The sequence below is a fragment of the Peribacillus sp. NPDC101480 genome, assembly GCF_050277335.1.
Classification (GTDB): domain Bacteria; phylum Bacillota; class Bacilli; order Bacillales; family DSM-1321; genus Peribacillus.
In genome coordinates this window covers 19,982-46,478 of record NZ_JBNNSB010000003.1, presented here as the reverse complement: position 1 = coordinate 46,478, position 26,497 = coordinate 19,982, and the positions used below count along the sequence as shown (strand labels likewise).

26 protein-coding genes and 4 tRNA genes are annotated in these 26,497 nt (G+C 41.2%); 2 read left to right on the top strand and 28 right to left on the bottom strand.

Annotation, left to right across the window (positions count from 1 at the left end):
• The first annotated feature begins 196 nt into the window (after nt 1–196).
• Nucleotides 197–529, top strand: a complete 333-nt coding sequence (locus ACQKMF_RS11500; RefSeq protein ID WP_230176032.1) for a heme oxygenase — start codon at nt 197–199, stop codon at nt 527–529.
• 61 nt (nt 530–590) lie between these two features.
• Here the strand turns inward: ACQKMF_RS11500 and rlmN are convergent, their stop codons facing one another.
• The 25 genes from rlmN to ACQKMF_RS11375 form a co-directional block, all read right to left on the bottom strand.
• The gene (rlmN, locus tag ACQKMF_RS11495) at nt 591–1,658 is read right to left on the bottom strand and encodes a 23S rRNA (adenine(2503)-C(2))-methyltransferase RlmN (RefSeq protein ID WP_101223960.1); all 1,068 of its coding nucleotides are present in this window, start codon (nt 1,656–1,658) and stop codon (nt 591–593) included.
• Between the two features lie 79 nt (nt 1,659–1,737).
• Nucleotides 1,738–2,217, bottom strand: a complete 480-nt coding sequence (gene rlmH / locus ACQKMF_RS11490) for a 23S rRNA (pseudouridine(1915)-N(3))-methyltransferase RlmH (RefSeq protein ID WP_427573222.1) — start codon at nt 2,215–2,217, stop codon at nt 1,738–1,740.
• A 361-nt stretch (nt 2,218–2,578) separates the two neighbouring features.
• A complete protein-coding gene (locus ACQKMF_RS11485) occupies nt 2,579–2,740 on the bottom strand; it encodes a CxxH/CxxC protein (RefSeq protein WP_101223962.1) in 162 nt (53 codons plus the stop codon).
• A 176-nt stretch (nt 2,741–2,916) separates the two neighbouring features.
• Nucleotides 2,917–4,137, bottom strand: a complete 1,221-nt coding sequence (locus tag ACQKMF_RS11480; protein ID WP_230176031.1) for a S1C family serine protease — start codon at nt 4,135–4,137, stop codon at nt 2,917–2,919.
• A gap of 272 nt (nt 4,138–4,409) precedes the next feature.
• Entirely contained in the window at nt 4,410–5,204 is a 795-nt protein-coding gene (locus ACQKMF_RS11475) for an MBL fold metallo-hydrolase (protein WP_402943075.1), read from the bottom strand.
• A 6-nt stretch (nt 5,205–5,210) separates the two neighbouring features.
• Nucleotides 5,211–6,008, bottom strand: a complete 798-nt coding sequence (locus tag ACQKMF_RS11470; RefSeq protein ID WP_427573219.1) for a two-component system regulatory protein YycI — start codon at nt 6,006–6,008, stop codon at nt 5,211–5,213.
• On the bottom strand, nt 5,995–7,326 hold the full coding sequence (locus ACQKMF_RS11465) for a YycH family regulatory protein (protein WP_427573217.1): 1,332 nt from the start codon (nt 7,324–7,326) through the stop codon (nt 5,995–5,997). The genes ACQKMF_RS11470 and ACQKMF_RS11465 overlap by 14 nt, the downstream gene beginning before the upstream one ends.
• Nucleotides 7,323–9,155 carry a cell wall metabolism sensor histidine kinase WalK gene (gene walK / locus ACQKMF_RS11460; protein ID WP_427573215.1) on the bottom strand — a complete coding sequence of 611 codons (1,833 nt, stop codon included), beginning with the start codon at nt 9,153–9,155 and terminating at the stop codon, nt 7,323–7,325. Before walK ends, ACQKMF_RS11465 begins: the two co-directional genes overlap by 4 nt.
• A 5-nt stretch (nt 9,156–9,160) precedes the next feature.
• Nucleotides 9,161–9,868 (bottom strand): response regulator YycF, encoded by a 708-nt coding sequence (gene yycF, locus ACQKMF_RS11455; RefSeq protein WP_034316131.1) that lies wholly within the window; start codon nt 9,866–9,868, stop codon nt 9,161–9,163.
• A 281-nt stretch (nt 9,869–10,149) separates the two neighbouring features.
• Complete coding sequence (locus ACQKMF_RS11450) at nt 10,150–11,568, bottom strand: peptidoglycan DD-metalloendopeptidase family protein (protein ID WP_427573213.1); 1,419 nt, start codon at nt 11,566–11,568, stop codon at nt 10,150–10,152.
• Between the two features lie 412 nt (nt 11,569–11,980).
• Nucleotides 11,981–12,053 (bottom strand) — tRNA-Phe (locus ACQKMF_RS11445).
• A 29-nt stretch (nt 12,054–12,082) separates the two neighbouring features.
• Nucleotides 12,083–12,158 (bottom strand) — tRNA-Asp (locus ACQKMF_RS11440).
• Nucleotides 12,159–12,181: 23 nt separating this feature from the next.
• Nucleotides 12,182–12,253: transfer RNA gene (locus ACQKMF_RS11435), tRNA-Glu, on the bottom strand.
• Nucleotides 12,254–12,261: 8 nt separating this feature from the next.
• Nucleotides 12,262–12,337, bottom strand: a tRNA-Lys gene (locus ACQKMF_RS11430).
• Between the two features lie 273 nt (nt 12,338–12,610).
• Entirely contained in the window at nt 12,611–13,903 is a 1,293-nt protein-coding gene (locus tag ACQKMF_RS11425) for an adenylosuccinate synthase (protein WP_076368493.1), read from the bottom strand.
• A gap of 279 nt (nt 13,904–14,182) precedes the next feature.
• Nucleotides 14,183–15,547, bottom strand: a complete 1,365-nt coding sequence (dnaB, locus tag ACQKMF_RS11420; protein WP_034316139.1) for a replicative DNA helicase — start codon at nt 15,545–15,547, stop codon at nt 14,183–14,185.
• Between the two features lie 140 nt (nt 15,548–15,687).
• Nucleotides 15,688–16,137, bottom strand: a complete 450-nt coding sequence (rplI, locus tag ACQKMF_RS11415) for a 50S ribosomal protein L9 (RefSeq protein WP_352924327.1) — start codon at nt 16,135–16,137, stop codon at nt 15,688–15,690.
• Nucleotides 16,134–18,104, bottom strand: a complete 1,971-nt coding sequence (locus tag ACQKMF_RS11410) for a DHH family phosphoesterase (protein WP_063595549.1) — start codon at nt 18,102–18,104, stop codon at nt 16,134–16,136. Before ACQKMF_RS11410 ends, rplI begins: the two co-directional genes overlap by 4 nt.
• A 41-nt stretch (nt 18,105–18,145) precedes the next feature.
• A complete protein-coding gene (locus ACQKMF_RS11405) occupies nt 18,146–19,093 on the bottom strand; it encodes a YybS family protein (RefSeq protein WP_427573210.1) in 948 nt (315 codons plus the stop codon).
• Nucleotides 19,094–19,330: 237 nt separating this feature from the next.
• Nucleotides 19,331–19,570, bottom strand: coding sequence for a 30S ribosomal protein S18 (gene rpsR / locus ACQKMF_RS11400; RefSeq protein WP_053348323.1), 240 nt, complete (start codon nt 19,568–19,570; stop codon nt 19,331–19,333).
• Between the two features lie 48 nt (nt 19,571–19,618).
• Nucleotides 19,619–20,143, bottom strand: coding sequence for a single-stranded DNA-binding protein (gene ssb, locus ACQKMF_RS11395; protein ID WP_057278276.1), 525 nt, complete (start codon nt 20,141–20,143; stop codon nt 19,619–19,621).
• A 68-nt stretch (nt 20,144–20,211) separates the two neighbouring features.
• Nucleotides 20,212–20,496, bottom strand: coding sequence for a 30S ribosomal protein S6 (gene rpsF / locus ACQKMF_RS11390; protein ID WP_034316153.1), 285 nt, complete (start codon nt 20,494–20,496; stop codon nt 20,212–20,214).
• A 194-nt stretch (nt 20,497–20,690) separates the two neighbouring features.
• A complete protein-coding gene (gene ychF, locus ACQKMF_RS11385) occupies nt 20,691–21,791 on the bottom strand; it encodes a redox-regulated ATPase YchF (RefSeq protein WP_034316156.1) in 1,101 nt (366 codons plus the stop codon).
• 169 nt (nt 21,792–21,960) lie between these two features.
• Nucleotides 21,961–22,158 carry a DUF951 domain-containing protein gene (locus ACQKMF_RS11380; protein ID WP_034316158.1) on the bottom strand — a complete coding sequence of 66 codons (198 nt, stop codon included), beginning with the start codon at nt 22,156–22,158 and terminating at the stop codon, nt 21,961–21,963.
• Between the two features lie 20 nt (nt 22,159–22,178).
• Nucleotides 22,179–23,015 (bottom strand): mechanosensitive ion channel family protein, encoded by an 837-nt coding sequence (locus tag ACQKMF_RS11375; RefSeq protein WP_101223972.1) that lies wholly within the window; start codon nt 23,013–23,015, stop codon nt 22,179–22,181.
• A gap of 390 nt (nt 23,016–23,405) precedes the next feature.
• On the opposite strand from ACQKMF_RS11375, the gene yyaC reads away from it, so the two are divergent.
• On the top strand, nt 23,406–24,041 hold the full coding sequence (yyaC, locus tag ACQKMF_RS11370; protein ID WP_101223973.1) for a spore protease YyaC: 636 nt from the start codon (nt 23,406–23,408) through the stop codon (nt 24,039–24,041).
• Between the two features lie 54 nt (nt 24,042–24,095).
• Here the strand turns inward: yyaC and ACQKMF_RS11365 are convergent, their stop codons facing one another.
• Genes ACQKMF_RS11365 through ACQKMF_RS11355 form a run of 3 tightly spaced genes read right to left on the bottom strand, consistent with a single transcriptional unit; the run spans nt 24,096 to nt 26,465 of the window.
• Nucleotides 24,096–24,797, bottom strand: a complete 702-nt coding sequence (locus tag ACQKMF_RS11365) for a DUF554 domain-containing protein (RefSeq protein WP_427573207.1) — start codon at nt 24,795–24,797, stop codon at nt 24,096–24,098.
• Nucleotides 24,798–24,850: 53 nt separating this feature from the next.
• Nucleotides 24,851–25,711 carry a ParB/RepB/Spo0J family partition protein gene (locus ACQKMF_RS11360; protein ID WP_101223975.1) on the bottom strand — a complete coding sequence of 287 codons (861 nt, stop codon included), beginning with the start codon at nt 25,709–25,711 and terminating at the stop codon, nt 24,851–24,853.
• A complete protein-coding gene (locus tag ACQKMF_RS11355; RefSeq protein WP_034316249.1) occupies nt 25,704–26,465 on the bottom strand; it encodes a ParA family protein in 762 nt (253 codons plus the stop codon). Before ACQKMF_RS11355 ends, ACQKMF_RS11360 begins: the two co-directional genes overlap by 8 nt.
• Nucleotides 26,466–26,497 lie beyond the last annotated feature (32 nt).

The window sequence follows — 26,497 nt, the reverse complement described above, 5'->3', positions numbered from 1 at the left end:
ACCTTGTAATATCCAAATCCAATTACCTTATTTCAATATAATGTAGCGTCCGTCTTCATTAAAACAAGGGTCATCAGGATCTCATGATCCGAGTTAATCAAAATGGACCCTGCTTCTTTCAATATGCTAAAATATGTATGAAATTGCCGAAAATAGGGTGTAGATTCTAACCGAAGTCCAAAAGGAGAGCTGATTTATGATAATCGTAACGAATAGAATCAGAGTCAAAAAAGGGATGGGCGCAGTCATGGCCCCAGGATTTACTGCACCAGGTCCACTTGATACTATGGAAGGCTTCGTAAAAGTTGAAGTTTTATTAACGCAGAATTTGTCGGATTACGATGAACTGAGCGTTAATATGTATTGGGAAAACCTTGATAACTTTACTGCTTGGAGAAATAGCGATGCATTCAAAGCTGCACATAAACGGCCTGAACCTGGTTCCGGTGATGCAAAAAAAGAATCTCCAATTCTAGGCAGCGAGCTTACAACGTATGAAGTCGCCTCGGTAAAGGAAATAGCCAAATAATGAAATCACGCCAAAAGAGGCCGCAAAATATGCGGCCTCTTTTTGTTTTATCTTAATGGATTTACTTAGCTTCAGCCTTCTTGATTTGTTTGCTTCTAAGCTGACCGCAAGCCGCATCAATATCCGTTCCATGTTCTTGGCGAATTTTACAATTTACGCCTCTCTTTTTCAGCGTATCATAAAACGAGAGAACGGACTCTTTTTCACTTCTTTGGTATTGACTATGCTCATCTACAGGATTATATGGGATCAGATTGACATAGAGGCGATGTTTTTTGTCCTCAAGTAGATTGGCGAGTTGCTCGGCTTCTTCTTGGTGGTCATTGACATCTTTCAATAGGATATATTCAATCGTAATTCTCCTATTCGTTTTCTCTAAATAATAATCAAGAGATTTCATCAACTTTTCTATCGGAATACCTCGATTTATTTTCATGATTCGTGTCCTGAGTTCATTGTTCGGCGCATGCAATGAGATGGCCAGATTCACCTGTAATTGGGTATCGGTGAATTCATAAATCTTATTGGCAAGACCGCTCGTCGAAACAGTAATGCGCCTAGCCGCGATGGCAAGACCCTTATGGTCCATGAGCACCTTCAAAAAGTCTATCATATTTTCAAAGTTATCGAACGGTTCGCCAATACCCATTACAACAACATGGCTTACAACATCCCCTTGTTCCAATTTATCCAGATGCAGTTGAACGTTCATGATTTGTTCCACTATTTCCCCGCTGGATAAATCACGGCTTTTGGCCAATAATCCACTGGCACAGAAACTGCAGCCAATATTGCAGCCCACTTGGGTGGTGACACAAACTGAAATTCCGTATTTATGTCTCATCATAACCGTTTCGATAAGGTTTCCATCCTGTAATTTAAACAGAAACTTGATCGTACCATCTGCTGATTCTTGCTTAACGTGCTCAGTCAAAGTCTGGATGACAAAGTGCTCTTCAAGTAATTTTATGCAGTCTTTATTAACATCCGTCATCTCAGAGAAATTCGTCACACGTGTTCTATAAAGCCACTCCCAGACTTGGGAAGCTCTGAATTTTTTATGGCCATGGTCCAAAAGCCATGCTGTCAATTGTTCGAATGTTAAACCATAAATGGACTCTTTATTCATTCGTTACCCTCTTTTCATTACATTAAAATTTAAAATGTTAACTCTTTAACCTTACGGGGAATTCCCCCGGAATCAGTTCTTATTTATGATACGGTTCATTTCTATTTATCCGAAAAGCCCGATATATCTGCTCCACTAGAACCAGTTTCATTAATTGATGAGGAAAGGTCATTTTCGAGAAGGAAAGGGCATAATCACTTCTTAATAACACCTCGGTGCCAAGCCCAAGCGACCCGCCAATGATAAAAGCAATTTTGCTCTTTCCATAGGTGGCAAGCTGATCCATATGAGTGGCCAGCTGTTCTGAAGTAAGCTGTTTTCCACTGATCTCAAGCGTTATTACGTAGGTGTCCGGGCTGACTTTCGCCAGGATTCGTTCACCCTCCTTTTGCTTTACAATGTCCATGTCCGCTGCACTCAGGTTCTCCGGAGCTTTTTCATCCGGTACTTCGACAAGTTCTATATTAGCATAGGCGCTTAACCTTTTTGTATATTCAGCAATTCCTTGCTTTAAGTATTTTTCCTTTAGCTTGCCAACAGTAATAATCGTTATTTTCATATATATCCTCTAGCTTTCATTAATGTTTTTACTATCAATTGTTGGATTTGCCTACCTATTATCATACCTTACAGTGACCTATAAGCAAAACAAGCATATCCTTTCCAATTTTTTAAAAATAAAAACCGCTGCCCCTGAAAGCGGCAACGGTAACTTTCATTATTTTTTAATGTATATTGAAGAAATTGGGCTGGACTTAGTTTGGATTTATGGTTGATTATTCGTACAACCAAAAGCTTGATTTAAACAATTCAACCCTCCAGTTTATTCTTCGGAAAATGTTAAGAACAGGTTACAAACATGTTATCCACAAAAGTTATCCACATATCCACAAAATCTATCCACATCTTGTATGGGAATATTAGTTCCCTACTAGATATATTGCCACGTTTCGACAATATTCACAGGTTGTTGATAACTGATTTTCTTCGGAAACCAGCGTTAAAACAGGATAGGTTTCACATTCGTATACCACTTCATCCAGCGCCATGTCAACGTGTTCCTGACAGCAATATAATTTCATCTTTCATGTCTCCTTTCCTCTTCATTATTCCCAGTACTTCCATTCCCAATTATCCACAAGTTACTTGAGATTCTTAATTTCAGGTTATATCCACAGGTAATCGTAACAAAAAATAAGAAAAGCGCAAGGAAATAGAAAGGACAGCAGGCATTTTCTGCCCCCTGTCCTTTTATGCTTTAAATTTCGCTGCTTGAAAGCGTGACTTCCGTAGTCTCTTTCTTTCCGTCACGGTAATAAGTGATTTTAACTTTATCACCGACTTGTTTTTCATTGTAAAGGTATTTTCTTAATTCCACGACATCATGGATTTTTTCATTATCCATTCCAACTACGACGTCAAATTCCTTCAATCCTGCTTTGGATGCTGGTGAGTTGCTTTGAACGCCTGTTATCGCAACGCCAAATGTAACTTTCCTTGGCAGCTTTAAAGTATTTTGTTGATGGTATTGGGAAATTTCTTCTACAGATGCCAAGTTCACACCCAAGAAAGCACGTTTCACTTCACCAAATTCCTCTATATCATTAATAATCGGGATAACTGAATCGATTGGGATGGAAAGACCGATTCCTTCCACTGCATTTTCTGCAATCTTCATCGAATTTATTCCGATGACCTGCCCTGACATATTAACGAGTGCCCCCCCGCTGTTACCTGGATTAATCGCTGCATCGGTCTGAATGACCTCCGCATTCCAATCCACTTGGCCGTCCTCATTGATATCCACCTCTATCGTGCGCTCCAAACCGGAGATGATCCCTTGTGTGATCGATCCAGAGAATTGTAGGCCTAATGGGTTACCAATGGCAATTACGGGCTCACCAGGTTTCAATTTGCCGGATTTTCCGAATTCTGCAATGGTTTTGATTTTATCACCATTCACGACAATGACGGCTAAATCTGTCCATGGGTCACTGCCTTGTAATTCAGCTGGCAATTTAGTGCCATCACTTAATGTCACTTCCAGTTCATTAGCGCCTTCAATGACGTGATTATTCGTGACGATATAGGCCTTGCCGCCATCTTTTTTGTAGACGACTCCCGAACCTGTGCCGGCTTCTGCCGAACTGTCCTCGGCGTTGCTCCCTTGACCCCAGAAGTTCGTTTCCTGAATGTTAGTGATGCCGACCACTGCGTCGCTGGCTTTATCAACGGCATTGGTGACGGCACTTGTTACATCAACAGTAAGGTTTTGCTGAGCCTGCTCCGTGGACTCACTTCCCGTTGATTTTTCCGTTGTAATTTCGTTATCATCGTTATTTAACAGTCCACTTCCCGGAAAGGCTAATAAAATAAGTAAGGCCCCGATAATGGCGCCCCCCAAGCCTGCTAGAAAATAGCTCGTATGGCTCTTTTTCCGTTTATTTTGGTTCTCATCATTCTGATCATAATAACCCAAGACCGCCCCATCCTCTCATTTTAGGAATGAATTATAGCAATTCTATTGTTTGGTATCCTCCCTCAATTATACTCAATTACCGAAATTTTTCTAAAAAAATGCATGCTTTTATTTAAGGGAAACTTAAAATTGACTAATGTACAGCCATTCATCTTTTACCTATACAGTTCTAACCAAACGATACCCCTTTTAATCCGATTCGTAACTTACGATTCGAAATTATTAAAAATAAAAAGGAATGAACAAGGTATCCCTCATCCATTCCTTATATTTTATAATGTAACAAGTTCCGTTGGTCTTTTCGGGTCAGTATCATATAAGGAAAACTGTTCCCCGACAATGATCCCCTTTGTCTTTAACGTTTGTTCCACCGACATTCTTGCTAGATCCTTCATATTGTTATCAAGGCTTAAGTGGGCCAAGTAAATCCGCTTGGTCTTATCACCTGCTACTTCACTCATGGCTAGGGCGGCGTCTTCATTACAAACATGTCCGACATCACTTAAAATTCGGCGCTTGATGCTCCATGGATATTTTCCCATCCTCAGCATGGACACATCATGGTTACTTTCAAATACATATGCATCGGCATTAGAAATGATTCCTTTCATCCGATCACTTACGTACCCTGTATCGGTAATGACCACAAGTTTCTTATCTTCATGATGAAAGACGTAAAACATCGGCTCTGCCGCATCGTGTGAAACCCCAAAAGATTCTATATCAAGGCTGCCGAATGTTTTGACCTGTTCCATTTCAAATGTGAATTTTTGTGCGGTTGCAATTTCACCGATTGATCGATCCATGGCATTCCATGTTTTTGCATTCGCATATATCGGGAGTTTATGTTTTCTGGCAACCACGCCAAGACCTTTAATATGGTCGCTGTGTTCATGGGTAACAAGGATACCGGATAGCTTTGACATATCACGGCCTATATCCTGAAACAACGCTTCCAGGGCTTTACCGCTTAAGCCGGCATCGACAAGGAATGATTGATCCTCCGTTTCCACGAAAAAGGCATTTCCTGTACTCCCGCTTGCGAGAACACTAAAATGCATTGTCATCTATACTCACTCCAGTATTTTTTCTTCTGTATTCAATTCAATGACCTCTCCATCAAAAGCGTTCACGAAGAGATCCGTTTCGTCATCAATGACCACCCACCATGTTGGCACAAGTAAATGTGACACAGATGTCGTCTGCAGCGAATTGTAAAAACCTAATTTTACATTCGTGACTTTGCTTTTGGGGGCGATATCGCCATTATCATACAATTCTCCAATAGCAGTTAAAGCAGATACCAATTCTTTAGGTTTGTTGAATTTTTCGATCCCCTCTAAATACATCTGTTCATAGGAGACGATTTCACCCTTCTTGTTCAGATATAAAGTGACCTTACCCTTACTATTATTATAAAACATCTTTTTATCTGCCACCTGATAGCAGATTATGGTCTGGCTGATTTCATCATAGCTCCAAAAATGATACTCACTTCCATTTAATATATACTCCTTCAGGAATATATCCACGTCTGCAGCATTAATTTCCGCTTTCATGCCAACCGGTATCTTAAATGTACCCACAAGGTTCTTATCATCGATGATTTTTGCTTTTTGATTCTTTAGGTGCTGTATATCTTTCTTCTCGAAGGTCTTGCTTTTGGCTATCAGGAATTGATCCTTCAACTTTTGTTTCGGAAGTGGGGTTTCTATTGAAATCTCATCTTCTTTCAAAAGTTCATCCGTAAGAGGCTCCGTAAAGCTTTCTAATTGGGAGTCATTAATCTTTTCCAGGAATTGATAAAGAAGAAAAATATTCAAAATGAAGAAAACCATGATGAATATCGACTTTGTATTATTCCAATCCACTTTGATCGCCTCCTTCTTCAAAAGGCACAATAAACCATTTATCGCCTACACGATAATACCAAGTGGGTTCTAGTGTAACTAGAGTCACAAGTTTGGAATCGAGGGATTTATTCAATCTATAACCAATCGAGATGTCCTCCACGCTTTTGAAATCGATATTATCTTTCGATTTCAGCTGTTTCAATACTTCTTTTCCGCTTGCTAAGGTCACTGCGGCTCCTTCTGACGGGAGGACTGAGTCAAGTGAAAAGTACGGGCGGTCATAGCTATAAATTTCTTCTTTCCCCCAAATTTGCTCGATTTCAGTCATTCCGTAATCATTGAAGGTCGGATAACCATTCACGAATAAGCGGAATACCACTCGTTGTTCATTCTCAGACATGTAGGCAAAGCGGTAATTGTTATCTTCCCAACCAGCATGATCATTGATGAAATCGATGCTTTTTTGCAGAAGGTCACTGGAACGCCCGATAAACTTGCTCTTTTGTGCCGGATTGATATAAGAAATTAAGTAATTCTCTTTATTGACCGTCATTAGTCTTGTTCCATCCGTGTATTCCTCACCGACCGAAACGGACTCCTGGCGTACGAACTTCGGATAATTAAATAATGCATTTTTCAAGTTTCCAATATCCAAATAGTCAATATAATACTCAAGTCTGTTGATCTCCACTGGATTTTCCGGGACGAACAGCGTCCTTTTGCTGTTTATCGTTTCGGCCGTGTATTCAGGGTGCTTATCGTAGGAATCCCTATAAAATGAATCCATGAAATTCCTAAGTTTTTTAGAGTTCACCATGCCTTGATAAATCTTCTCTTGATCGTAGGAAACAAAATAAACGGCTGATTCATTTCCGCTGATATCCTTTTGTTTAATGATGATTCGGTCAAATGAAAATTCAGGCACTTCCTTATCCGTAATTTTCAATACCGTTTTATAAAGGGCGATGGGTATATCATCGGAAAATTCGATTTCAATCGACCCATCTTCATGGACAAAATCATCAAATTTCCTTTGCAGCCTGTTTACGGATACCTCTTTTAAGCCTCTGAAACGCCATTGCGTAAATTCTTTTTCCATTTCATTCATTTCTGCCGGATTGGAAGTCTGGAAATGCTGCCCATTGCCATGGAAAAGGATACTGACTGGTTTAATGACATCACTGACAATCTGGACATCGCTTTTAATCTTTATAAATTCCGACGATTGTTCAAATGGATCATATTCAGGCTCGTAAGTCCAAATGCTCCATGTCAAAAAAATGCTTGTCCCAACCAAAATAATCAGTATGATACTTTTTGCACGTTCAAAATTCATGACCAATCATCCTCTTCTTCCTGTTCGTAAGGAAGTGTAAAGAACACGGTAGTTCCTTTTCCATCCACACTTTCCGCCCATATTTTCCCGCCATGCGCCACGACCATCTCTTTTGCAATCGCTAAACCAAGCCCTGTCCCGCCTAAGTTACGGGCCCTTGCTTTATCCACACGGTAGAAGCGGTCGAAAATTTTATCAATGACGTTTTTCGGGATACCCACTCCTTGATCTGTAATGCTCACAATGATAAAGCCATCAGATGCCCTGACGCGGAAAGTCACTTGACCCCCTTCAGGTGAGTACTTTAATGAGTTGGAGATTACATTATAGAGAACCTGGGTAATTTTATCTTCATCAATATCCACAAAATAAGCTTCCTTCGGCAAATCACGCTTAAACGTGATGTCATCATTTTTCGTCATTTCAAAACGATCGATGATGTGGTCATAGAATTTATTGAAATTCACCCAGCCTGTTTTAAGCCTGTAATCTTTACTGTCCATTTTTGAAAGCTGTAACAGATCATTAACAAGCCTGATCATCCGCTCCGTTTCATTTTGGGTAACACTTAAAAAGGATGGAGCGATCTCCTCGTCCTTCCATGCACCTTCAGCCAATGCCTCCAGGTAACTTCTCATCGTCGTTAGAGGAGTTCGCAATTCATGTGATACATTGGCAACAAATTCCCTGCGTTCACTCTCGATTTTTTCCTGCTCTGTTATATCATGCAAAACAGTAATCAAACCATTAACGAATCCCGTTTCCTTTTGAATGACCGAAAAGTTCCCCCTCAAAATGAAAGGCCGGTTTTTTTTGCTGTAATCAAGTATTACGGACTCTCGCTCTTCCAGTAAATCCTCAAATTTATACTCTTCTTCAAGACCCAAAACCTCAATGATCGGTTGATTCATGACGGTTTCACGCGAGACATTCAATAATTGTGCCGCCGGTTCATTAATCAAGTTCACCCGACCGCGCCTGTCCGTTGAAATTACGCCATCCGTCATATTGGCAAGTACAGATGATAGCTTACGCCGCTCTCCTTCTGTACTTGATTGCGACTCTTGAAGCTTTTTGGTCAAATTATTGAAAGTGACGGCAAGCTGGCCAATTTCATCATCGCCATATACCCTGACTTTTCTGGAGAAATTCCCTTTCGCCATCACCAGTGCCTGTTTTCTCATATCAGACATTGGCCTAGTGATCGTTCGTGCGAGCAGGATCCCCAAGATGGCCGTAATGACTAAGGCGATGGCCGTACCCGTCATGAAGATGCTATTGATTTCATCCATCTGCTCAAAGACATTTTCCATCTCAGCTATTACATAGACGGCGCCAATGACCTCCTCATTTGCTTCAACGGGTGTCGAAAGGACCCAGAGCCGCCTGCCTGTTTTCTTATCCCGGAATATATCATTATCTTCTTTTCCATAAATGAGCGTATTCTTAATAAGGACCTCTGTTGTCTTCTTCCCTACAATATCCTGGTTACCTCGGGCTGAAGTTCCGATCACGCGTCTGCTGCGGGTGTCGATGACACGTACTTCCGAAATATCATTCGATGAATTATCCCGGTCTTTCAATATCGTATCAATCGCTTCTTCGAGGGTTGGATCTTCCTCTCCCCTCTCTTTTTCCATTTCTTCACCAATGCTGTAGGTAAGCAGGTTAACGTGGCCTTTTATTGATTTCGTAAAGTTCCCAACAAGATTTTCTTCCAATTCCCCAACAAAATATACCCCGATTATTTGCATTGCTACGAAAATGAGCAAAACATAAATCAGAACAAATTTAAAATGGATTGAGCGAAAAAAACCAACCTTTTTCATAGAAACTACTCCTGTTCAGGGTTACGCAGGTAATAACCGACCCCTCTTCTAGTTACAATCCAGCCAGGATGGCTTGGATTGTCTTCAATCTTCTCACGAAGACGTCTGACCGTTACATCGACCGTCCTCACATCCCCGAAATAATCATAGCCCCACACGGTTTGCAATAAATGCTCCCTTGTCATGACCTGACCGATGTGCTTCGCTAAGTAATGAAGCAACTCAAATTCGCGATGCGTCAATTCAATCGTATCGCCCCGTTTGGAAACCACATAGGCATCCGGATGGATTGTGAGCGTTCCTATCGTAATTTCCTTCGGTTCATTTTCTTGATCGGGAACCGGAACAGCTTGCTGACGTCTTAGGTTCGCCTTAACGCGGGCAATTATTTCCCGGGTACTAAATGGCTTTGTCACATAGTCGTCTGCACCAAGCTCCAATCCTAAGACCTTATCTATCTCTGAATCTTTTGCCGTTAACATGATGATCGGCGTTTCATACTTCTTCCTTACTTCCCTGCAAACTTCCATCCCATCGCGCTGCGGCAGCATGATATCAAGTAAAATCAAATCAGGTTGCCGTTCCTCTACCATTTTGAGGGCTTCATTGCCATCATAAGCACAAAAAACTTCATAGCCTTCTTTTTTTAGATTGAATTGTAATATATCAGCAATTGGCTTTTCGTCATCCACTACCAGAATCTTTTTATCCATGTACTTATCTCCTTTTTAATAACTGAACTGAATCTATTAAAAACCGTGTCCTTATCCGGGACCTTATTCACTTTTCCTTCTGCTTGCACCAATCTTCGCAACCTAGTTCAGCAAACTTACATATATATACCCAATAAAAGGGGCTGAACACCGGAAATGAAAGCAAATTGTCTCTATTCTACTTTATCATTTTATAGGCATTAAATCACCTTTTTCCTATTATTCTCATCTATGTATGAAGCAGAAGAAGTCTTCGAATATTTTTCGAAGACTTCCACCGGTTACTGACTTATAAAGTTTAGCGGATTTACGAGAGACCCATTTTTATATATTTCAAAATGGAGGTGGACACCAGTCGAGTGCCCTGTTGAACCCATCATGCCGATTTTCATGCCTTTTTCAATCTTTTGTCCTGCTTTTACATCTATTGAATCCAAATGGGCATACACTGTCTTATATCCATTATTATGATTGATCGTTATCTTATTTCCATATCCTCCGGAGTTTCCTGCAGTTTCGATTATCCCATGATCTGCTGCCGTTATTGTCCTGGTGGCTGGCCGGGCAATATCAATACCTTTATGAAGTTTCCCCCATCGCTGGCCCTGCTTACTGGAAATATAGCCCCCATCTGCAGGCCATGAATATGTACCGCTTCCCTGTGAAGGAATGACTTTGGTGCCTTTTCTGGTGATTTCTGTTTTGGCTTTTTCCGTGACTTCTTTTTTTACGATCGTTTCACTGATTTTCTTTCCGTTTGTTTCAGATACATTATAGGTGAACGCAAGAATCCCCTCATTCCCTATTTGTTCAGTAATGATCTCGCCCTTAAGGAGTTCGTCATCCTCCTTCACTTTCTTCTGAAAAGGAATTCTCTCTTCCTTAAACACTTCTCTTTCTACCATTACGTTCACATAGGGGGTACGCTGGGTCACATAGAGACGTTCGCCCTCTTTAACATCTTTGTTCTCATCCTGTCCCGGATTCAGCTCCAGCAGTTGATCCAGGTCCATATCATGCCTAGTGGCAATGGCTTCAAGATCTTCATCTTCCTTAGCCTCATAGATCGTCGTTTCTTCCTTTCTTTCTTCTATCATGGAGAGGGTTTCATCGACGCTCTTGATTTCATCTGGATATACCATTGTCTTTATAGACGTAACTGGAAGTGAAAATTCGATGTCCAGAATTCTACTTCCTGACTCTTTTAACGCATCCAAATCTTTTTCACTTTCTTTTTTACCTGATTCGTATTCAGCGTATTCCTCTTCATCTACATATAATAAAGTGATTTTCTCCAGAACGTCCTCGGCATCTTCCTTTGACGCAACATAAGCGACCGCCTGATTATCTATGTCGATTTCATACGCCTCTGCCTTCACATTCAACTGATCTTGAATTCCCTTAACAGCCTGATCCTCTTTTACCTCTTCATCGAATACCTCTTCAGGTACAAAAGTCAGCTGTGTCTCCTTATCGAATGTAAAGTCAGGATAGTCTTCCTGTGCTTCTTCTACTTTATCGGCTACGATCTTTTCGATCTCCGTTTCATCCGTGACACTTCCGACGAACTCATCGTTAAGATAAACATGCTGTATGGTTGCAGTTTCCGATAGCCCAGCAGCAGTTGCCCGATTTCCTGCAAGCACTAAAATGACGGAAACCATCAACAGGATGATCCCCTTACCTTTTGAGCTAAACATATATTGTCCTCCTTAACGGCTCAGTCACCAATTAAGAAACTAATCAAATTTATTTCGAGTTTTATTAGTCCATTTTAAATATCAACATGCTCATGACTGATTGCTATAATGATTTTTTATCACTCATAACTCTACCATATTAAGAAAAAAAACAAGAAACAGACTTCATAATGTAATAGAACTGTATAAATGGTGACAACATGTACCAATAAATATGGTAATAGGAAAGTTTCAATAAACTGCGGAAAAGGGAGTGGACCTAAGCCCAGCAAGGCTAAAAGCGGTTTATATGCCGAATTGGTCTAAATTGGAATGTTACAAAACGTTAACAATCCATTAACAGTATTTCATTCAAAATACATCTGAATGCAAAACAAAAAAACGCCCTAAAGGAGAGGCGTTTATTAAAGGATGGCTCAGGACGGAATCGAACCGCCGACACAAGGATTTTCAGTCCTTTGCTCTACCGACTGAGCTACTGAGCCAAATATTCTATTTTAGTATAAAAATAAAATGGCGGTCCCGACGGGAATCGAACCCGCGATCTCCTGCGTGACAGGCAGGCATGTTAACCGCTACACCACGGGACCAGTAAAGCATTTATATAAAGAAGTGACCCATACGGGATTCGAACCCGTGTTACCGCCGTGAAAGGGCGGTGTCTTAACCGCTTGACCAATGGGCCGGAAAAAATGGTGAGCCATGAAGGATTCGAACCTTCGACCCTCTGATTAAAAGTCAGATGCTCTACCAACTGAGCTAATGGCTCGTTCTAATGAAATGTTTCTTTGCATGATGTGAACTTAAATCTGCAGCTTGTTAATCGCTTGTTCTATTGTGACGACGCTTTTGATAATATCATGGTTAGTATAGTTTAGGCAATAGTTTTTTGAAATAAAATTATTTTTTTTTATTTTTTTCATTTTCCCTACAGTTTAATTCATTCATTCGGTATCCTGGACCTCCCGAACGTGACAGATGATGCATTGATCTTAATAATGAAAGAAGAGCCGGCAAAAAAAGCCAGCTCCTTTTTCATGAATTACGCTAGACGCCAAGGGCTTCTCACGACATTAGTTTGGTTGCGGTCAGGACCGACAGAGAAAGTGGTCAAAGGAATGCCTACCAATTGAGATACGCGCTCTACATAATGGCGAGCGTTCTCTGGAAGCTCATCCAATGATTTGCAGCCTGTGATGTCTTCTGACCAGCCTGGCAGCTCTTCATAGACTGGTTTACATTCGCCAATCGCTTTCAAAGTCGCTGGAACCTCATGAATGATCTCGCCTTTGTAGTCATAAGCCACACAAATTTTGACCGTATCAAGACCTGATAATACGTCAATAGAGTTCAATGATAAATCGGTAATCCCGCTGACACGGCGAGCATGGCGAACGACAACAGCGTCAAACCAGCCTACACGGCGTGGTCTGCCTGTAGTTGTACCATATTCCCGGCCAATTTCCCGGATTTGGTTGCCGACTTCATCATGTAATTCTGTAGGGAAAGGACCATCGCCCACACGGCTTGTATATGCTTTACATACTCCAACCACATGGTTGATTTTCGTAGGACCTACACCAGAACCGATCGTAACTCCACCTGCAACCGGGTTAGATGAAGTGACAAATGGGTATGTTCCTTGATCGATATCAAGCATAACACCTTGTGCGCCTTCGAATAATACCCGTTTTCCTTCATCAAGTGCGTCATTCAATACAACGGATGTATCACAAACATATTTCTGCACTTGTTGTCCGTACTCATAGTATTCTTCCAAGATATCTTCGATTTTGAAACCTTCCGTTTCATAGAAACGTTCAAACATACGGTTTTTTTCGACAAGATTTTGAGACAATTTTTCCTCGAAAATTTCACGGTCCAAAAGGTCTGCCATGCGGATTCCGTTACGAGCAGCTTTGTCCATATATGCAGGGCCGATTCCCTTTTTAGTCGTTCCAATTTTGTTGGCGCCTTTACGGTCTTCTTCGACTTCATCCAATTTGATATGGTAAGGAAGAATGACATGTGCACGGTTCGAAATACGAAGATTATCCGTACTCACCCCATGGCTATGTAAATAAGCAAGCTCCTCTACAAGAGCTTTTGGATCAACCACCATACCATTTCCAATGACACAAATCTTATCACTATAAAAAATCCCTGACGGAATTAAATGCAGTTTATAGGTAACGCCGTTAAATTTTATTGTATGTCCTGCATTATTCCCACCTTGATAACGAGCGATGGCTTCCGCATTCTGGGATAGAAAATCTGTTATTTTACCTTTACCTTCGTCTCCCCATTGTGTACCGACTACTACAACTGATGACATCTGAATAAAGCACCTCCAAAGGTTCACGTAATACCGATCATTAACCGGTTCTTATCAAACAAACCTATTTTATCAATAATCCAAACTGGAAGTCAATACAAAATCCGAACAATACACTTTTTAAAAAATTCTTTGTTCGTAAATATGAGAAATTTCTTTCCGTTTTTTTTGGATTGTCAAACATTATTGTACCCTCTGATTTCTTTTTCTATTATCATAACGCACTTTCTTTTTCCCGAAACAGAGAAAGCCCGCCATTGCATAATGGCAGGCAGTTTTCTATGCGCCGGGAGACATCGAATCATCATCGAAGCGGCGTTCAAGGTTAACGAATTTATTATATTCTTTCACGAATGCAAGCGAAACCGTGCCTACTGGACCATTACGCTGTTTCGCTATAATGATTTCAATGATATTTTTGTTCTCGGATTCTTTATCATAATAATCATCACGGTATAAGAATGCGACGATATCTGCATCTTGCTCGATACTCCCGGATTCCCGGATATCAGACATCATCGGGCGCTTATCCTGACGCTGCTCCACTCCCCGCGATAGCTGGGAAAGGGCGATGACGGGCACTTTAAGTTCACGAGCGAGCGCTTTGAGTGAACGTGAAATCTCGGATACCTCTTGCTGACGATTGTCGCCTGAACGACCGTCTCCTTGAATTAATTGCAGGTAATCGATCAATATCATGCCAAGGCCATGTTCCTGCTTCAAACGACGGCATTTTGAACGGATTTCACCAATCCTCACACCTGGCGTATCATCGATATAAATGCCGGCATTCGACAAGCTTCCCATCGCCATCGTCAGTTTACGCCAATCCTCATCAGTTAAGGAACCTGTCCGTAAATTCTGAGCGTTGATATTCCCTTCAGCACAGAGCATACGCATAACGAGCTGCTCTGCACCCATTTCAAGACTGAAAATCGCTACATTCTCCTCCGTTTTGGTCGCAACGTTTTGAGCGATATTCAATGCAAAAGCGGTTTTACCAACCGAAGGACGGGCACCCACTATAATGAGGTCATTACGTTGGAACCCTGCTGTCATTCGATCCAGTTCAGCAAACCCTGTCGGTATTCCCGTGACATCCCCTTTACGGGTAGTCAAAATTTCTATGTTATCGTAAGTCGCAACCAATACATCTTTAATATTTTGAAAAGACCCGGAATTTTTACGCTGGGCCACTTCCATGATCGTTTTTTCTGCTTCCCCGAGCAGCTCCTCGACCTCGTCCTCGCGACTGTAGCCTTCCTGAGCGATGTTGGTCGCTGTCCTGATCAAACGACGCAGCAATGACTTCTCCTCGACGATGCGGGCATAATATTCAATATTGGCGGCGGTAGGCACCGATCCGGCCAATTCACTTAAATAAGAAACACCGCCAACTTCTTCAAGGTTTTTTGTCGCAGCCAGTTCCTCTGTCACCGTAATCAAATCGACAGCTTTTCCTTCGTCATTCAATTTAAGCATCACATTAAAAATCTTTTGATGAGAGCTTCTGTAAAAGTCTTCCGGAATCAAAACTTCCGATGTAACGGTCAATGAAGAGGGCTCTAGAAAAATGGCTCCCAGTACAGCCTGTTCGGCTTCTATATTTTGAGGGGGAATCCTATCCTGAAATTGTTCTATCATATCTTAAAACCTCCCAATCTAAGAGGATACCTTTTATATGTTTCTAGTAAAAAAGAAAAAAGTGAAAGGACAACGTGCCCAATCACATTTTTCGTCTATCTCTATTTTATCAATTTTTCACAGATATGAAACAGCTAAAATTAGTTAATTTCTTTCACATGCACAGTCAGTGTCGCAGTGACCTCAGGATGAAGCTTGACTGGAAGCTTTGTATGCCCTAAAGAACGGATGCCATCAGCAAGCTCCATTTTACGTTTATCAATCTTGATACCGTGTTTTTTCTGAAGCTCCGAGGCAATTTGTTTAGTCGTGATTGAACCGAATAAACGCCCGCCCTCACCGGCTTTGGCTGATAGTTCAACCGTTAACTTCTCCAGCTGCACTTTCAATTCTTCAGCTTGCTGCAGCTCTTCTGCTGCAAGTGATTCTTCTTTATTTTTCTGGGCTTCCAAAGTTTTTACATTTGTATTATTTGCTTCAACCGCCAATCCTTGTTTAAGCAGGAAATTATGTGCATAACCATCTGCAACATTTTTAACTTCCCCTTTTTTCCCTTTACCTTTTACGTCTTTAAGAAATATCACTTTCATTCTTTATGTCCCCCTTCTAAATATTCATCAATAGCTGCTTTCAATCGACTTTCGGCCTCATCAATGGAGCATACCTGCTGGGTGGCGGCATTTGTTAGATGTCCGCCTCCATTCAACATTTCCATGATCACCTGTACATTGATATCACCGAGAGAGCGCGCACTTATGCCAACTGTATCATCAGATCGCTTAGCCATTACAAAGGAAGCGACAACGCCATCCATGGTCAATAGGGTATCCGCAGCCTGAGCGATGAGCACCTGATTATGAACCTGATCGGTTTTTGCCGCTGCAATGGCAATTCCCTTTTTATAAAAGATGACTTCTTCAATGAGCTTCGAACGTTTGATATAAGTGTCCACGTCTTCTTTTAAGAATTTCTGGACAAGTACCGTATCAGCCCCATGCGCCCTTAGATAAGAGGCGGCATCGAAAGTGCGTGAACCCGTTCTCAAGGTGAAGCTTTTCGTATCGACGATGATACCCGCAAGAAGCGCCGTCGACTCCAGCATATCAATCTTTGAGCGTTTCGGCTGATATTCAAGCAGTTCGGTCACAAGTTCTGCCGTTGATGACGCATATGGCTCCATATAGACGAGCAATGAGTTCTTGATGAACTCCTCACCCCGGCGATGATGATCGATGACCACAACCTTATCGATCCTATTCAATAGCCGCTCTTCAATTACCATGGAAGGTTTATGCGTATCAACCACAACCAGCAGCGTCTCATCCGTAATCATTTCAAATGCATCATCAGGTGTTATGAACCGGGCATACAGCTCTTCTTTATTTTTGATCTCTTCCATTAAACGAAGGACGCTGCTATCGAGCTGCTGGGTGTTGATGACAATATAGCCTTCACGTTCATTCATTTGGGCAACCTTCAAGATGCCGATCGCTGAACCGATTGCGTCCATATCCGGGTTTTTATGGCCCATGACAATGACTTTATCGCTATCAAGTACTATATCCTTCAATGCATGCGAAATAACACGGGCACGGACCCTCGTGCGTTTTTCCATCGGATTGGTTTTGCCGCCATAGAATTTCACTTTTCCATTCGCTTGCTTTATGGCTACCTGGTCACCGCCACGTCCTAAAGCGAGATCCAAGCTGGACTGTGCAAGCGTACCTAGTTCCGGCAAGGATGACACGGCCGAGCCGACACCGATGCTCAAGGTCAATGGCACATTTTGCTTGGCCGTCGTTTCCCTGATTTCATCCAAAATCGAGAATTTCCCCTTTTCAAGCTGCTGAAGGATATGCTCATTAAAGACAGCGATGAATCGTTCCGAGGAAACCCGTTTAAAGAAAACGCCATTATCCCTTGCCCATTTATCAAGAAGAGAGGTAACCAAGCTATTTATACTGCTTTTACGCTGATCATCCATACCCTGGGTCAAGTCATCATAGTTATCAAGAAGAATGATCGCAATTGCCGTTCGCTCATCTTCATATAATTTCTCGATTTCCACCTGCTCCGTCACATCAAAAAAGTAAAGAAGCCTTTCATCACGCTTATGGACCACCTTGAATTTCCGATCGTGGAGCGTAAGTGTCTCTGTCTCGATCTCTTGCTTGATTAACGGTACTATCGAGTCCGCAACATCGTATAGCGATCTTCCTGCCAAGGAGTCTTCACTAAAACAGGAAGCCAGGAATGGATTGGTCCATTCAATGTAATAATCCTCATTAAAGAGCATGATCCCAATCGGCATTTCCAATAACGCTTCTTCGCCTACCTTCTTTAAACGGTAAGATAAAGTCGTTATATACTCTTCTGTCTTCCGTTGCTTTTTTTCTACCATTCTTAATGTTAAATAAAATAAACCAGCAAGAATCAATAATCCAACAAGTGCAATAACCCAATTATAATAAGCCAGGACGCCCAAAAGTAAAACGACCGCGGCGAGCACCCCATACAATGGGGACTTAATCGAGTATTCTTTCAAATAAGATGGCATAGTTTCAGCTCCTAAAAGCATCTGTTTTACAAAAAAGTCTTCTATTCCTTTTTCTTGATTGTCTCCCTAAATGGAAATCCTAAATCTATTATACCTAAAAACCGGACGGCCGTCGTAATAATCGGATTCGGCAGAAGCAAAGAAAAAACCACGATTAAAACAGGTATGGCCTTCACCCATGACTTAACATGAGCAATATAGAATATCAGGGAATACCCTTGTAATAATATGAAGAACTGCAGTATGAAAAATAGGTTCGTTATGGCCATATATACAAAACTGTTCTTGTCCGTATTCACAAAAAGAGCAAGAAGCATCGTAATTAAATAATACCATAAAAGGCTTTTCGGGAGTCGCAGATCTCGAAAATGTGGCCATTTTAACGCCTTATCACTGAATCTCTTCACAATGGGGTGCGCCGCAAGGAAAATCAATAAAACCATGATGACGGACATCAAGACGAACAAACTTGGCATCAGGGTGTTCATCATATCGATTGATTCATACACCCGCTTTTTGACTTGTTCCGTCGGTGCCTGTCCAAAAGAATCCATGATGCCGATTGAATTTTCAATGGACCCCTCAAGAATGTTCATCGATTCTTCTATGTAATTAACATCCGTTATCAAAACTGAAGCTGCATACATTAATAAAATGCCCCCCAGAAAGACAAGGACTGCGCTTATGAACATAGGTGCCATCGGTTTGTCCTTTTTCAAAAAATAGCCGATCGCAATTCCCGTCGCCCCCAAGAGCAAGGTCAGCGGAACAGACAATATCGTCCCGATGAGGATCGACAATAGCGAGGCTACAAATAAGTAACCAAGGCTCCACGATAACTCTTGTTTGATTGTGACCAGTATGAACGGAATGGGTAAAAAGAAAGTAGTGAAAATACCCAATGGTGGGATTTGAATGGTGATGAACAATAAAATGCAATATAGTGCCAGAAGTGCTCCGCCCTCGGCAATTCGTCTCCCGCTATTCATCTTTATTTCACCCCCTGTTATTATTGATGTCTTTATCTCCATCTTTATATTGTATCCGTTACGGCCAGGATATTTCAAACATCACATTCTTTTTTAGGATATGATTATTTTTTCTGAGGAAAACGCGCGGATAACTTCCTTCTGAAATAAAAAAAACCGCAATTCAGCAGTTTTCAGGCATAAGCGATAACTTATAAAAAAAGCACATTAAGGATAACTCCTCAATGTGCCAATTTATTATTCACCAGATACGTATGGTAGTAATGCCATAGTACGTGAGCGTTTAATAGCAATCGTTAATTTACGTTGATATTTAGCGCTTGTGCCAGTTACACGACGTGGTAAAATTTTACCGCGTTCTGAGACGAATTTTTTAAGAAGATCTGTATCTTTGTAATCAATTTTAGTGATTCCGTTAGATGTGAAATAACAAACCTTTTTACGCTTACCGCGTCCTTTACGTCCACCCATTGCCATAATATATTTCCCTCCCTGCTTTTTTGAATTTTCATTTTAAACGGCTGTTTAAAACGGAAGATCGTCATCTGAAATGTCGATTGTCTTACCGTCATTTGCAAATGGATCATCATCTACACGAGTGTAGTTGTTATTGCTCCGTTGATTCTGATTAGGATTTTGTCCATACGAATTGTTGTCATTTCCGTTATTACCATAACTTCTTTGACCTCCACCGTAAGAACCGCCTTCATTTCTTTCACCCGCTGAACTGCTTCGTGGTTCAAGGAATTGAACGCTCTCAGCCAGAATCTCCGTCACATATACGCGTTTGCCGTCTTGTCCTTCATAATTACGTGTTTGGACACGTCCATCCACGCCAGCTAAACTGCCCTTTTTCAAGAAGTTAGCTACATTTTCTGCCGGTTTACGCCAAACTACACAGTTAATGAAATCCGCTTCACGTTCACCCTGCTGATTCGTAAAACTACGGTTCACAGCCAAAGTAAAGGTAGCTACGGGAACCCCATTAGGTGTATATCGTAATTCAGGATCTTTAGTTAAGCGTCCTACCAAAACTACGCGATTCATCATCAGAATCAACCCCTAGGTTTCAAGCTTGTTTCATGTGAAACAAGATTAGAATTTATATAAATATTGAATTAAACTTCTTCTCTAGTAGCCATGTGGCGAATAATGTCTTCACTGATTTTAGCAAGACGATCGAATTCTTGAATCGCAGCACTTTCAGCGTTAACTTTAAGAAGCATGTAGTAACCATCACGGAAATCATTGATTTCGTATGCAAGACGGCGTTTACCCCATTCTTTTGCTTCTACTTCCGCACCATTATCAGAAAGGATTGTGTTGAAACGTTCAACTAAAGCTTTTTTAGCTTCTTCCTCAATGTTTGGACGGATGATATACATAATTTCGTATTTTCTCATCACTGTCACCTCCTTTTGGTCTAAGCGGCCCAATTGGGCAAGGAGCAATTATTTATAATTACTCACAAGATAAAATTATAGCATAGTTAAAGAAGCTTTGCAATGAACGGTTCGACTTATTACAATTAATTGTAATCTGATGATTCAAATCGCAAAAAAAGACCCTACATATGGAACGGTAGGGTCTTTGAATCTTAAACGTTAAAACGGAAATGGATAACATCGCCATCGTTAACGATGTATTCTTTTCCTTCCAAACGGACTTTACCCGCTTCTTTTGCAGCACCATGACTGCCCGCTTCAAGTAAATCGGTATAAGAAACCGTTTCGGCACGGATGAAACCACGTTCGAAGTCCGTGTGAATGACGCCTGCACATTGAGGGGCCTTCATTCCTTTTCGGAATGTCCAAGCACGCACTTCCTGTACACCAGCTGTAAAGTATGTTGCCAATCCAAGCAGATTATAAGAAGCACGGATCAACTGATCAAGACCTGACTCCTCGATGCCAAGTTCAGATAGGAACATTTCCTTTTCTTCACCTTCAAGCTCTGCAATTTCCTCTTCGATTTTGGCACAAATCACGATTACTTCGGCATTTTCCTTCGCAGCATATTCACGAACTTGCTGTACATATTCATTATCGTCAGCATTCGCCACTTCATCTTCGCTCACGTTCGCTACGTAAAGCGTCGGCTTCGCCGTAAGTAAATGCATGCCCTTCACGATTTTTTGCTGCTCTTCAGTAAACTCAACGGAACGTGCAGGCTTTTCATCTTCCAGTGCTTCTTTTAAAGCCACAAGGATTTCATGTTCTGCAACAGCGGCTTTATCTTTTTGCTTGGCCATTTTTCCGACACGGTCGATGCGTTTGACAACAGATTCCAAATCGGCAAGGATCAATTCAAGGTTGATGACTTCAATATCATCGATTGGATTTACTTTTCCGGAAACATGGGTAATGTTATCGTCTGCAAAACAACGGACGACTTGACAAATGGCATCAACTTGACGGATATGGGAAAGGAATTTATTACCCAATCCTTCTCCTTTACTTGCCCCTTTTACAATCCCGGCGATATCCGTGAATTCAAATGCTGTCGGAACCGTTTTTTTCGGTTTAACCAATTCAGTCAATTTTTGCAGACGGTGATCTGGGACTTCCACGATCCCGACATTAGGGTCGATCGTACAGAAAGGATAGTTGGCAGATTCCGCACCTGCCTGAGTAATTGCATTAAATAAAGTGGATTTACCTACGTTAGGCAAACCGACTATACCAGCTGTTAAAGCCATTTATATTTCACTCCTTCAAGATGATTCGTACATATGGGAAAAGAACCGATCTTCTATAAAGACCATCCAATTACCTAAACCTTTCCCAATTATAGATTTCGCTTCCTAAAAAGACAAGTAAATCATGAGAAACGCAGGACTACTTTCACTCCAAAAAAAAAAAGCATGATCACTCCTCATGCTTTTGCAGAACTTTTTTCATTTTCTTTGCGAATTCACGTCGGGGCAGCATCACGCTATGACCGCACCCTTCACATTTTATCCGGATATCCATACCGAGCCGTATAATTCTCCACTTATTCACTCCACACGGATGTGGTTTCTTCATTTCCACAATATCCTTAAGTGCAAATTCCTTTTCTTCCATAACCATGAGCCCCCTAACTCCTATGACTCGCTGCCATTGTACGTAGATTTAATCCCACTTGAATCAAGCGCAGCACTTATTTCATTTCTTAATATCCTGCTGATTTCGATGTGATGCATCGGCTTCGTTTCCGCTTTAACCCGAAAGACGATTTCTTCAGGACTGATTTTTTCAATTCCCAAAAATTCTGGTGCTTTGACCAGGGCTTCGTATCTGCCTTCCATACTGTTTAAAAGATCAATCAGCACCTTCTCGGCACGCTCGACCGATCCATCATTAGGTATGGTCACATCAACAACAGCCATACTGTTTAAAATCGAATAATTCGTGACCTGGATGATGCTGCCGTTAGGTATGAAGTGCAATTCACCTGCACTGCTTTTGATTTTTGTTGTACGAAGCCCGATTTCAATGACTTCCCCTTCAAAAGTATTGATTTTAATATAATCCCCAACCGAGAAATGATCTTCAAAAATAACGAAAAACCCGGTAATTATATCCTTGACCAAACTTTGTGCGCCAAATCCAATGGCCAAACCGAGAACACCAGCACCAGCGAGTAATGGCATCACATGAAGTCCAAAAATCTCCAGAATCATCAACAAGGCAATGAAATTGATGACATAAGTAATGATATTTTCCAGCAATTTAATGAGTGTCGCTTCCCTGCGCTCCGATACCCGAATTGGACTTCTTAAACGAGCTTTGAAAAATTTATTCAGAATAGTCTTTCCTATTGTAATAATAATACGCGATAACAACAGAACAAGGAAGATTTTAATAATGCCCTCGCCCATCAGCAGCCATATCTTTTCATCCAATATCTCTTTTGTAACGCTATCATAAATGCGATCCATATTTTCCTCCTGCTTAATGCAAATAACTGCAAAACTATTATATCTTATATATGATTTTTCCCATATAGACGTATTCCTCTACCCTTCATGCATGGAGATAACCATGAATTAGAGAGTTTTTCTCTATTTTATCAATAAATAATGGTTTCTGTACAAAAAAATTATGGGTATATAGGTAAAAGAATTAGAAGTTTTTTCCCAAATATTCAAGTAATTATTTACTAGAAAGTATAAATGAAAGCAATTGGTAGAGGATAACGTCGATTCATATCCCCTTCACCTGTTTGCATGTTCTACAAAAAATTCCCTCATCCATTATGTTAAATACCGTATATTTTCCCTTTTTTATCCGTATACTGTAATACCAAATAAAGTAAAGGAGTTGAGCCGATGAATCTGAATTCTAGTCTATTTAATAATAATAAAAATAGATTGAGTCGCATCCTGCATGAAGATACGGATGCATCCAAACAAATTTCCCAGGAATTGATCAACCTCCTACCTACCGGAAAGCTTCAACCAATCGTCATCGTCTGTATAGGCACAGACCGTTCCACAGGCGATTCACTCGGACCACTTGTCGGCACTCTGCTTAGTGAAAAAGCTGAAAACAGCTCTTCTTCATTCCATGTTTATGGTACTCTGGATGACCCTATACATGCGATGAATTTACAGGAAAAATTAAATGAAATCAAAAAGATGCATACCAATCCATTTATAGTCGGAATCGATGCTTGCTTAGGGAAAATGAAAAGCGTCGGCATAGTCCAAATCGGCCAGGGACCAGTGAAGCCAGGTGCTGGGGTCAATAAAGATCTTCCTTCCGTTGGAAATGCCCATATTACAGGAATCGTGAATGTAAGTGGATTCATGGAGTTCATGGTCTTGCAGAACACTCGTCTTAATCTTGTGCTAAAAATGGCCAAAACCATTGCCGAGGGAATTCATGAAGCACAAAATCATTATCCAATAAAACCTACCATCACTCCTTTCACATGGTCATTCAAGCAAGAAAAAACCCTTTGATCGATTTTTGCTTATGATAAAAAAGAAGGAAGGGGTCATCCCCTTCCTTCTTTTTTATACATAATACATGAAAGTAACCAGAATGGCGGTGATCATTATGCCTGGAAGCAGATTCGCCACCCTTATTTTGGTGACACCGATAATATTCAAACCAATTGCCAAAATCATGACTCCCCCAGTTGCCGTCATTTCCAATATGAAGGAATCCATTAAAGCAGTTGGGACCATCGTATTGATCTGCCTTGAAAAAATCGCCATTAACCCCTCATATAGAATGATCGGAAATGCTGAAAAAAGTACACCTATGCCGAGCGTGCTGGCGAGGACCAATGCTGTAAATCCATCGATGATCGCTTTTGTTATCAAAACGTCATGATCATTCCGGATGCCGCTATCCAGGGCACCAATAATGGCCATCGCCCCAATGCCAAATATGAGTGTAGCCGTTACAAACCCCTGGGATATCGAAGTTCCTTCCTTCGCTTTCATCCTGCGTTCAAGCCAATTGCCTAAAGAATTAAGCCTACCCTCAAGATTCAACCATTCACCAAGGACAGCCCCTCCGACAATACTTAAAATGACAACAAGGAAATTATCGCTTTTAAACCCCATCTGTAAACCTAAGACCATGACAGCCAAACCAATGCCGCTCATGACCGTTTCTTTTATCTTTTCAGGTATATGTTGTAAAAACCTTCCTAAAATCGAACCGATTAAAATGCAGGCACCATTCACCAAGGCCCCTAATAATACCATCTCATCCACCTAATTTTCTGCATAAGTCGTCACGATCTTTTCATAAAGGCAATCTAAGAGGAAAGGTTCTCTTGATCGATCAAGTTCAAAATTCTCTCTAAATCTTCTTTTGAAAAGAATTCTATTTCTATTTTTCCTTTTTTCTTGCTTTGTTTTATCGTTACGCTCGTTCCTAGTCTTTCACGCAGACTTGTCTCCCGTTGCTTTATGAATATATCTTTTTTCTCTTGTTTCTTAGTTTTGGTTTCACGTGAAACGGTATCATTCAATTGATGTATATATTGCTCTAGCTGTCTGACATTCATACCTTCTTTGAGGATTTTATCCACTACCGGCTTAAGCAACTCTTTTTTCTTTAAACCTAGCAATGCCCGTCCATGGCCCATGGAAATTTCCCCATCGGAGATATATCTCCTAATCCCTTCAGGCAAAGAAAGTAATCTAACATGGTTTGCTATATGGGGCCTGCTTTTACCCAGCCGATTGGCCAACTGCTCCTGGGTAAATTCCAATTTTTCAAGAAGTGTTTGGTAAGCGACGGCTTCCTCGATCGGATTCAAATCCTCCCGTTGCAGGTTTTCCAAAATCGCCAGTTCCATCATCTGCTGTTCGCTCAATTTCCTCACAACGACCGGAACTGTCTTTAAACCTGCTTCCTTGGCAGCACGGTAACGCCTTTCCCCAGCCACGATTTCATAGCCCTTAATGCTTTCCCGGGCAATAATCGGCTGTAATATCCCGTGTTCCATGATGGATTGCTTTAATTCCTCTATAGCTTCAAGCCGAAAGCTCTTTCGGGGCTGATAAGGATTTGGCCTTAATTCCCTTACTTTGATTTCGCGCACGATTTCATCTTTACTTATCTCCCCACTGTTGAAAAGTGCGTTAAGTCCTTTGCCAAGTCCTTTAGCCATTTGATACCACTTCCTTTGCCAGTTCTAGATAGACCTCCGCCCCACGTGACTTTGGATCATATATAATTATCGGTTCTCCATGGCTCGGTGCCTCACTCAAACGGACATTGCGGGGAATGATGGTTTGATAGACTTTATCCTGAAAGTATTTTTTTACTTCTTCTATGACCTGGAGACCTAGATTTGTTCTTGCATCCAACATCGTCAAAAGCACACCCTCGATTTTCAAATCATGGTTCAAATGTTTTTGGACGAGGCGGACCGTATTCAACAGCTGACTCAAACCTTCCAATGCATAATATTCACATTGTACCGGAATCAAAACTGCATCAGCAGCCGTTAAGGCATTAAGCGTAAGCAACCCCAATGACGGAGGGCAGTCAATCACAATGTAATCATATTGGCTTTGCACCTCTTCTAATGCCCTTTTTAATCGGACTTCCCTTGAGATGGTTGGAACAAGTTCAATTTCCGCACCTGCAAGTTGAATTGTCGCAGGTATGGCATATAGGTTTTCTACCTTTGTTTCCATGATAACGGTACTGGCCTCGACATCATCAACCAATACATCATAAATACATTGTTCCACATCTGCCTTGTCGATACCTGCACCGCTTGTCGCATTTCCCTGCGGGTCAATATCAACCATTAAGACTTTCTGTCCTATATATGCAAGACAAGCACTTAGACTGACAGAAGTTGTCGTTTTTCCAACACCGCCCTTTTGATTGGCAATGGCGAGAATCTTCCCCACGAATTCACCTGCTTTCAACTATCTTCATCACG

Coding starts and splice junctions, on each gene's coding strand:
- ACQKMF_RS11450 (WP_427573213.1), bottom strand. CDS start 11,568: ATGTTTAGCTCAAAAGGTAAGGGGATCATCCTGTTGATGGTTTCCGTC.
- yyaC (WP_101223973.1), top strand. CDS start 23,406: ATGAATCTGAATTCTAGTCTATTTAATAATAATAAAAATAGATTGAGT.
- ACQKMF_RS11475 (WP_402943075.1), bottom strand. CDS start 5,204: ATGACAATGCATTTTAGTGTTCTCGCAAGCGGGAGTACAGGAAATGCC.
- rlmN (WP_101223960.1), bottom strand. CDS start 1,658: ATGAATAAAGAGTCCATTTATGGTTTAACATTCGAACAATTGACAGCA.
- ACQKMF_RS11375 (WP_101223972.1), bottom strand. CDS start 23,015: ATGGATCGCATTTATGATAGCGTTACAAAAGAGATATTGGATGAAAAG.
- dnaB (WP_034316139.1), bottom strand. CDS start 15,547: ATGATAGAACAATTTCAGGATAGGATTCCCCCTCAAAATATAGAAGCC.
- ACQKMF_RS11425 (WP_076368493.1), bottom strand. CDS start 13,903: ATGTCATCAGTTGTAGTAGTCGGTACACAATGGGGAGACGAAGGTAAA.
- rpsR (WP_053348323.1), bottom strand. CDS start 19,570: ATGGCAATGGGTGGACGTAAAGGACGCGGTAAGCGTAAAAAGGTTTGT.
- ACQKMF_RS11465 (WP_427573217.1), bottom strand. CDS start 7,326: ATGAATTTTGAACGTGCAAAAAGTATCATACTGATTATTTTGGTTGGG.
- ACQKMF_RS11500 (WP_230176032.1), top strand. CDS start 197: ATGATAATCGTAACGAATAGAATCAGAGTCAAAAAAGGGATGGGCGCA.
- rplI (WP_352924327.1), bottom strand. CDS start 16,137: ATGAAAGTGATATTTCTTAAAGACGTAAAAGGTAAAGGGAAAAAAGGG.
- ACQKMF_RS11365 (WP_427573207.1), bottom strand. CDS start 24,797: ATGGTATTATTAGGGGCCTTGGTGAATGGTGCCTGCATTTTAATCGGT.
- ACQKMF_RS11485 (WP_101223962.1), bottom strand. CDS start 2,740: ATGAAATTATATTGCTGTCAGGAACACGTTGACATGGCGCTGGATGAA.
- ACQKMF_RS11410 (WP_063595549.1), bottom strand. CDS start 18,104: ATGCCATCTTATTTGAAAGAATACTCGATTAAGTCCCCATTGTATGGG.
- yycF (WP_034316131.1), bottom strand. CDS start 9,868: ATGGATAAAAAGATTCTGGTAGTGGATGACGAAAAGCCAATTGCTGAT.
- ssb (WP_057278276.1), bottom strand. CDS start 20,143: ATGATGAATCGCGTAGTTTTGGTAGGACGCTTAACTAAAGATCCTGAA.
- walK (WP_427573215.1), bottom strand. CDS start 9,155: ATGAAAAAGGTTGGTTTTTTTCGCTCAATCCATTTTAAATTTGTTCTG.
- ACQKMF_RS11380 (WP_034316158.1), bottom strand. CDS start 22,158: ATGGAAGAAAAGGAATTTGCACTTAAGGATATTGTGGAAATGAAGAAA.
- ychF (WP_034316156.1), bottom strand. CDS start 21,791: ATGGCTTTAACAGCTGGTATAGTCGGTTTGCCTAACGTAGGTAAATCC.
- ACQKMF_RS11360 (WP_101223975.1), bottom strand. CDS start 25,711: ATGGCTAAAGGACTTGGCAAAGGACTTAACGCACTTTTCAACAGTGGG.
- ACQKMF_RS11405 (WP_427573210.1), bottom strand. CDS start 19,093: ATGAATAGCGGGAGACGAATTGCCGAGGGCGGAGCACTTCTGGCACTA.
- rlmH (WP_427573222.1), bottom strand. CDS start 2,217: ATGAAAATAACGATTATTACTGTTGGCAAGCTAAAGGAAAAATACTTA.
- rpsF (WP_034316153.1), bottom strand. CDS start 20,496: ATGAGAAAATACGAAATTATGTATATCATCCGTCCAAACATTGAGGAA.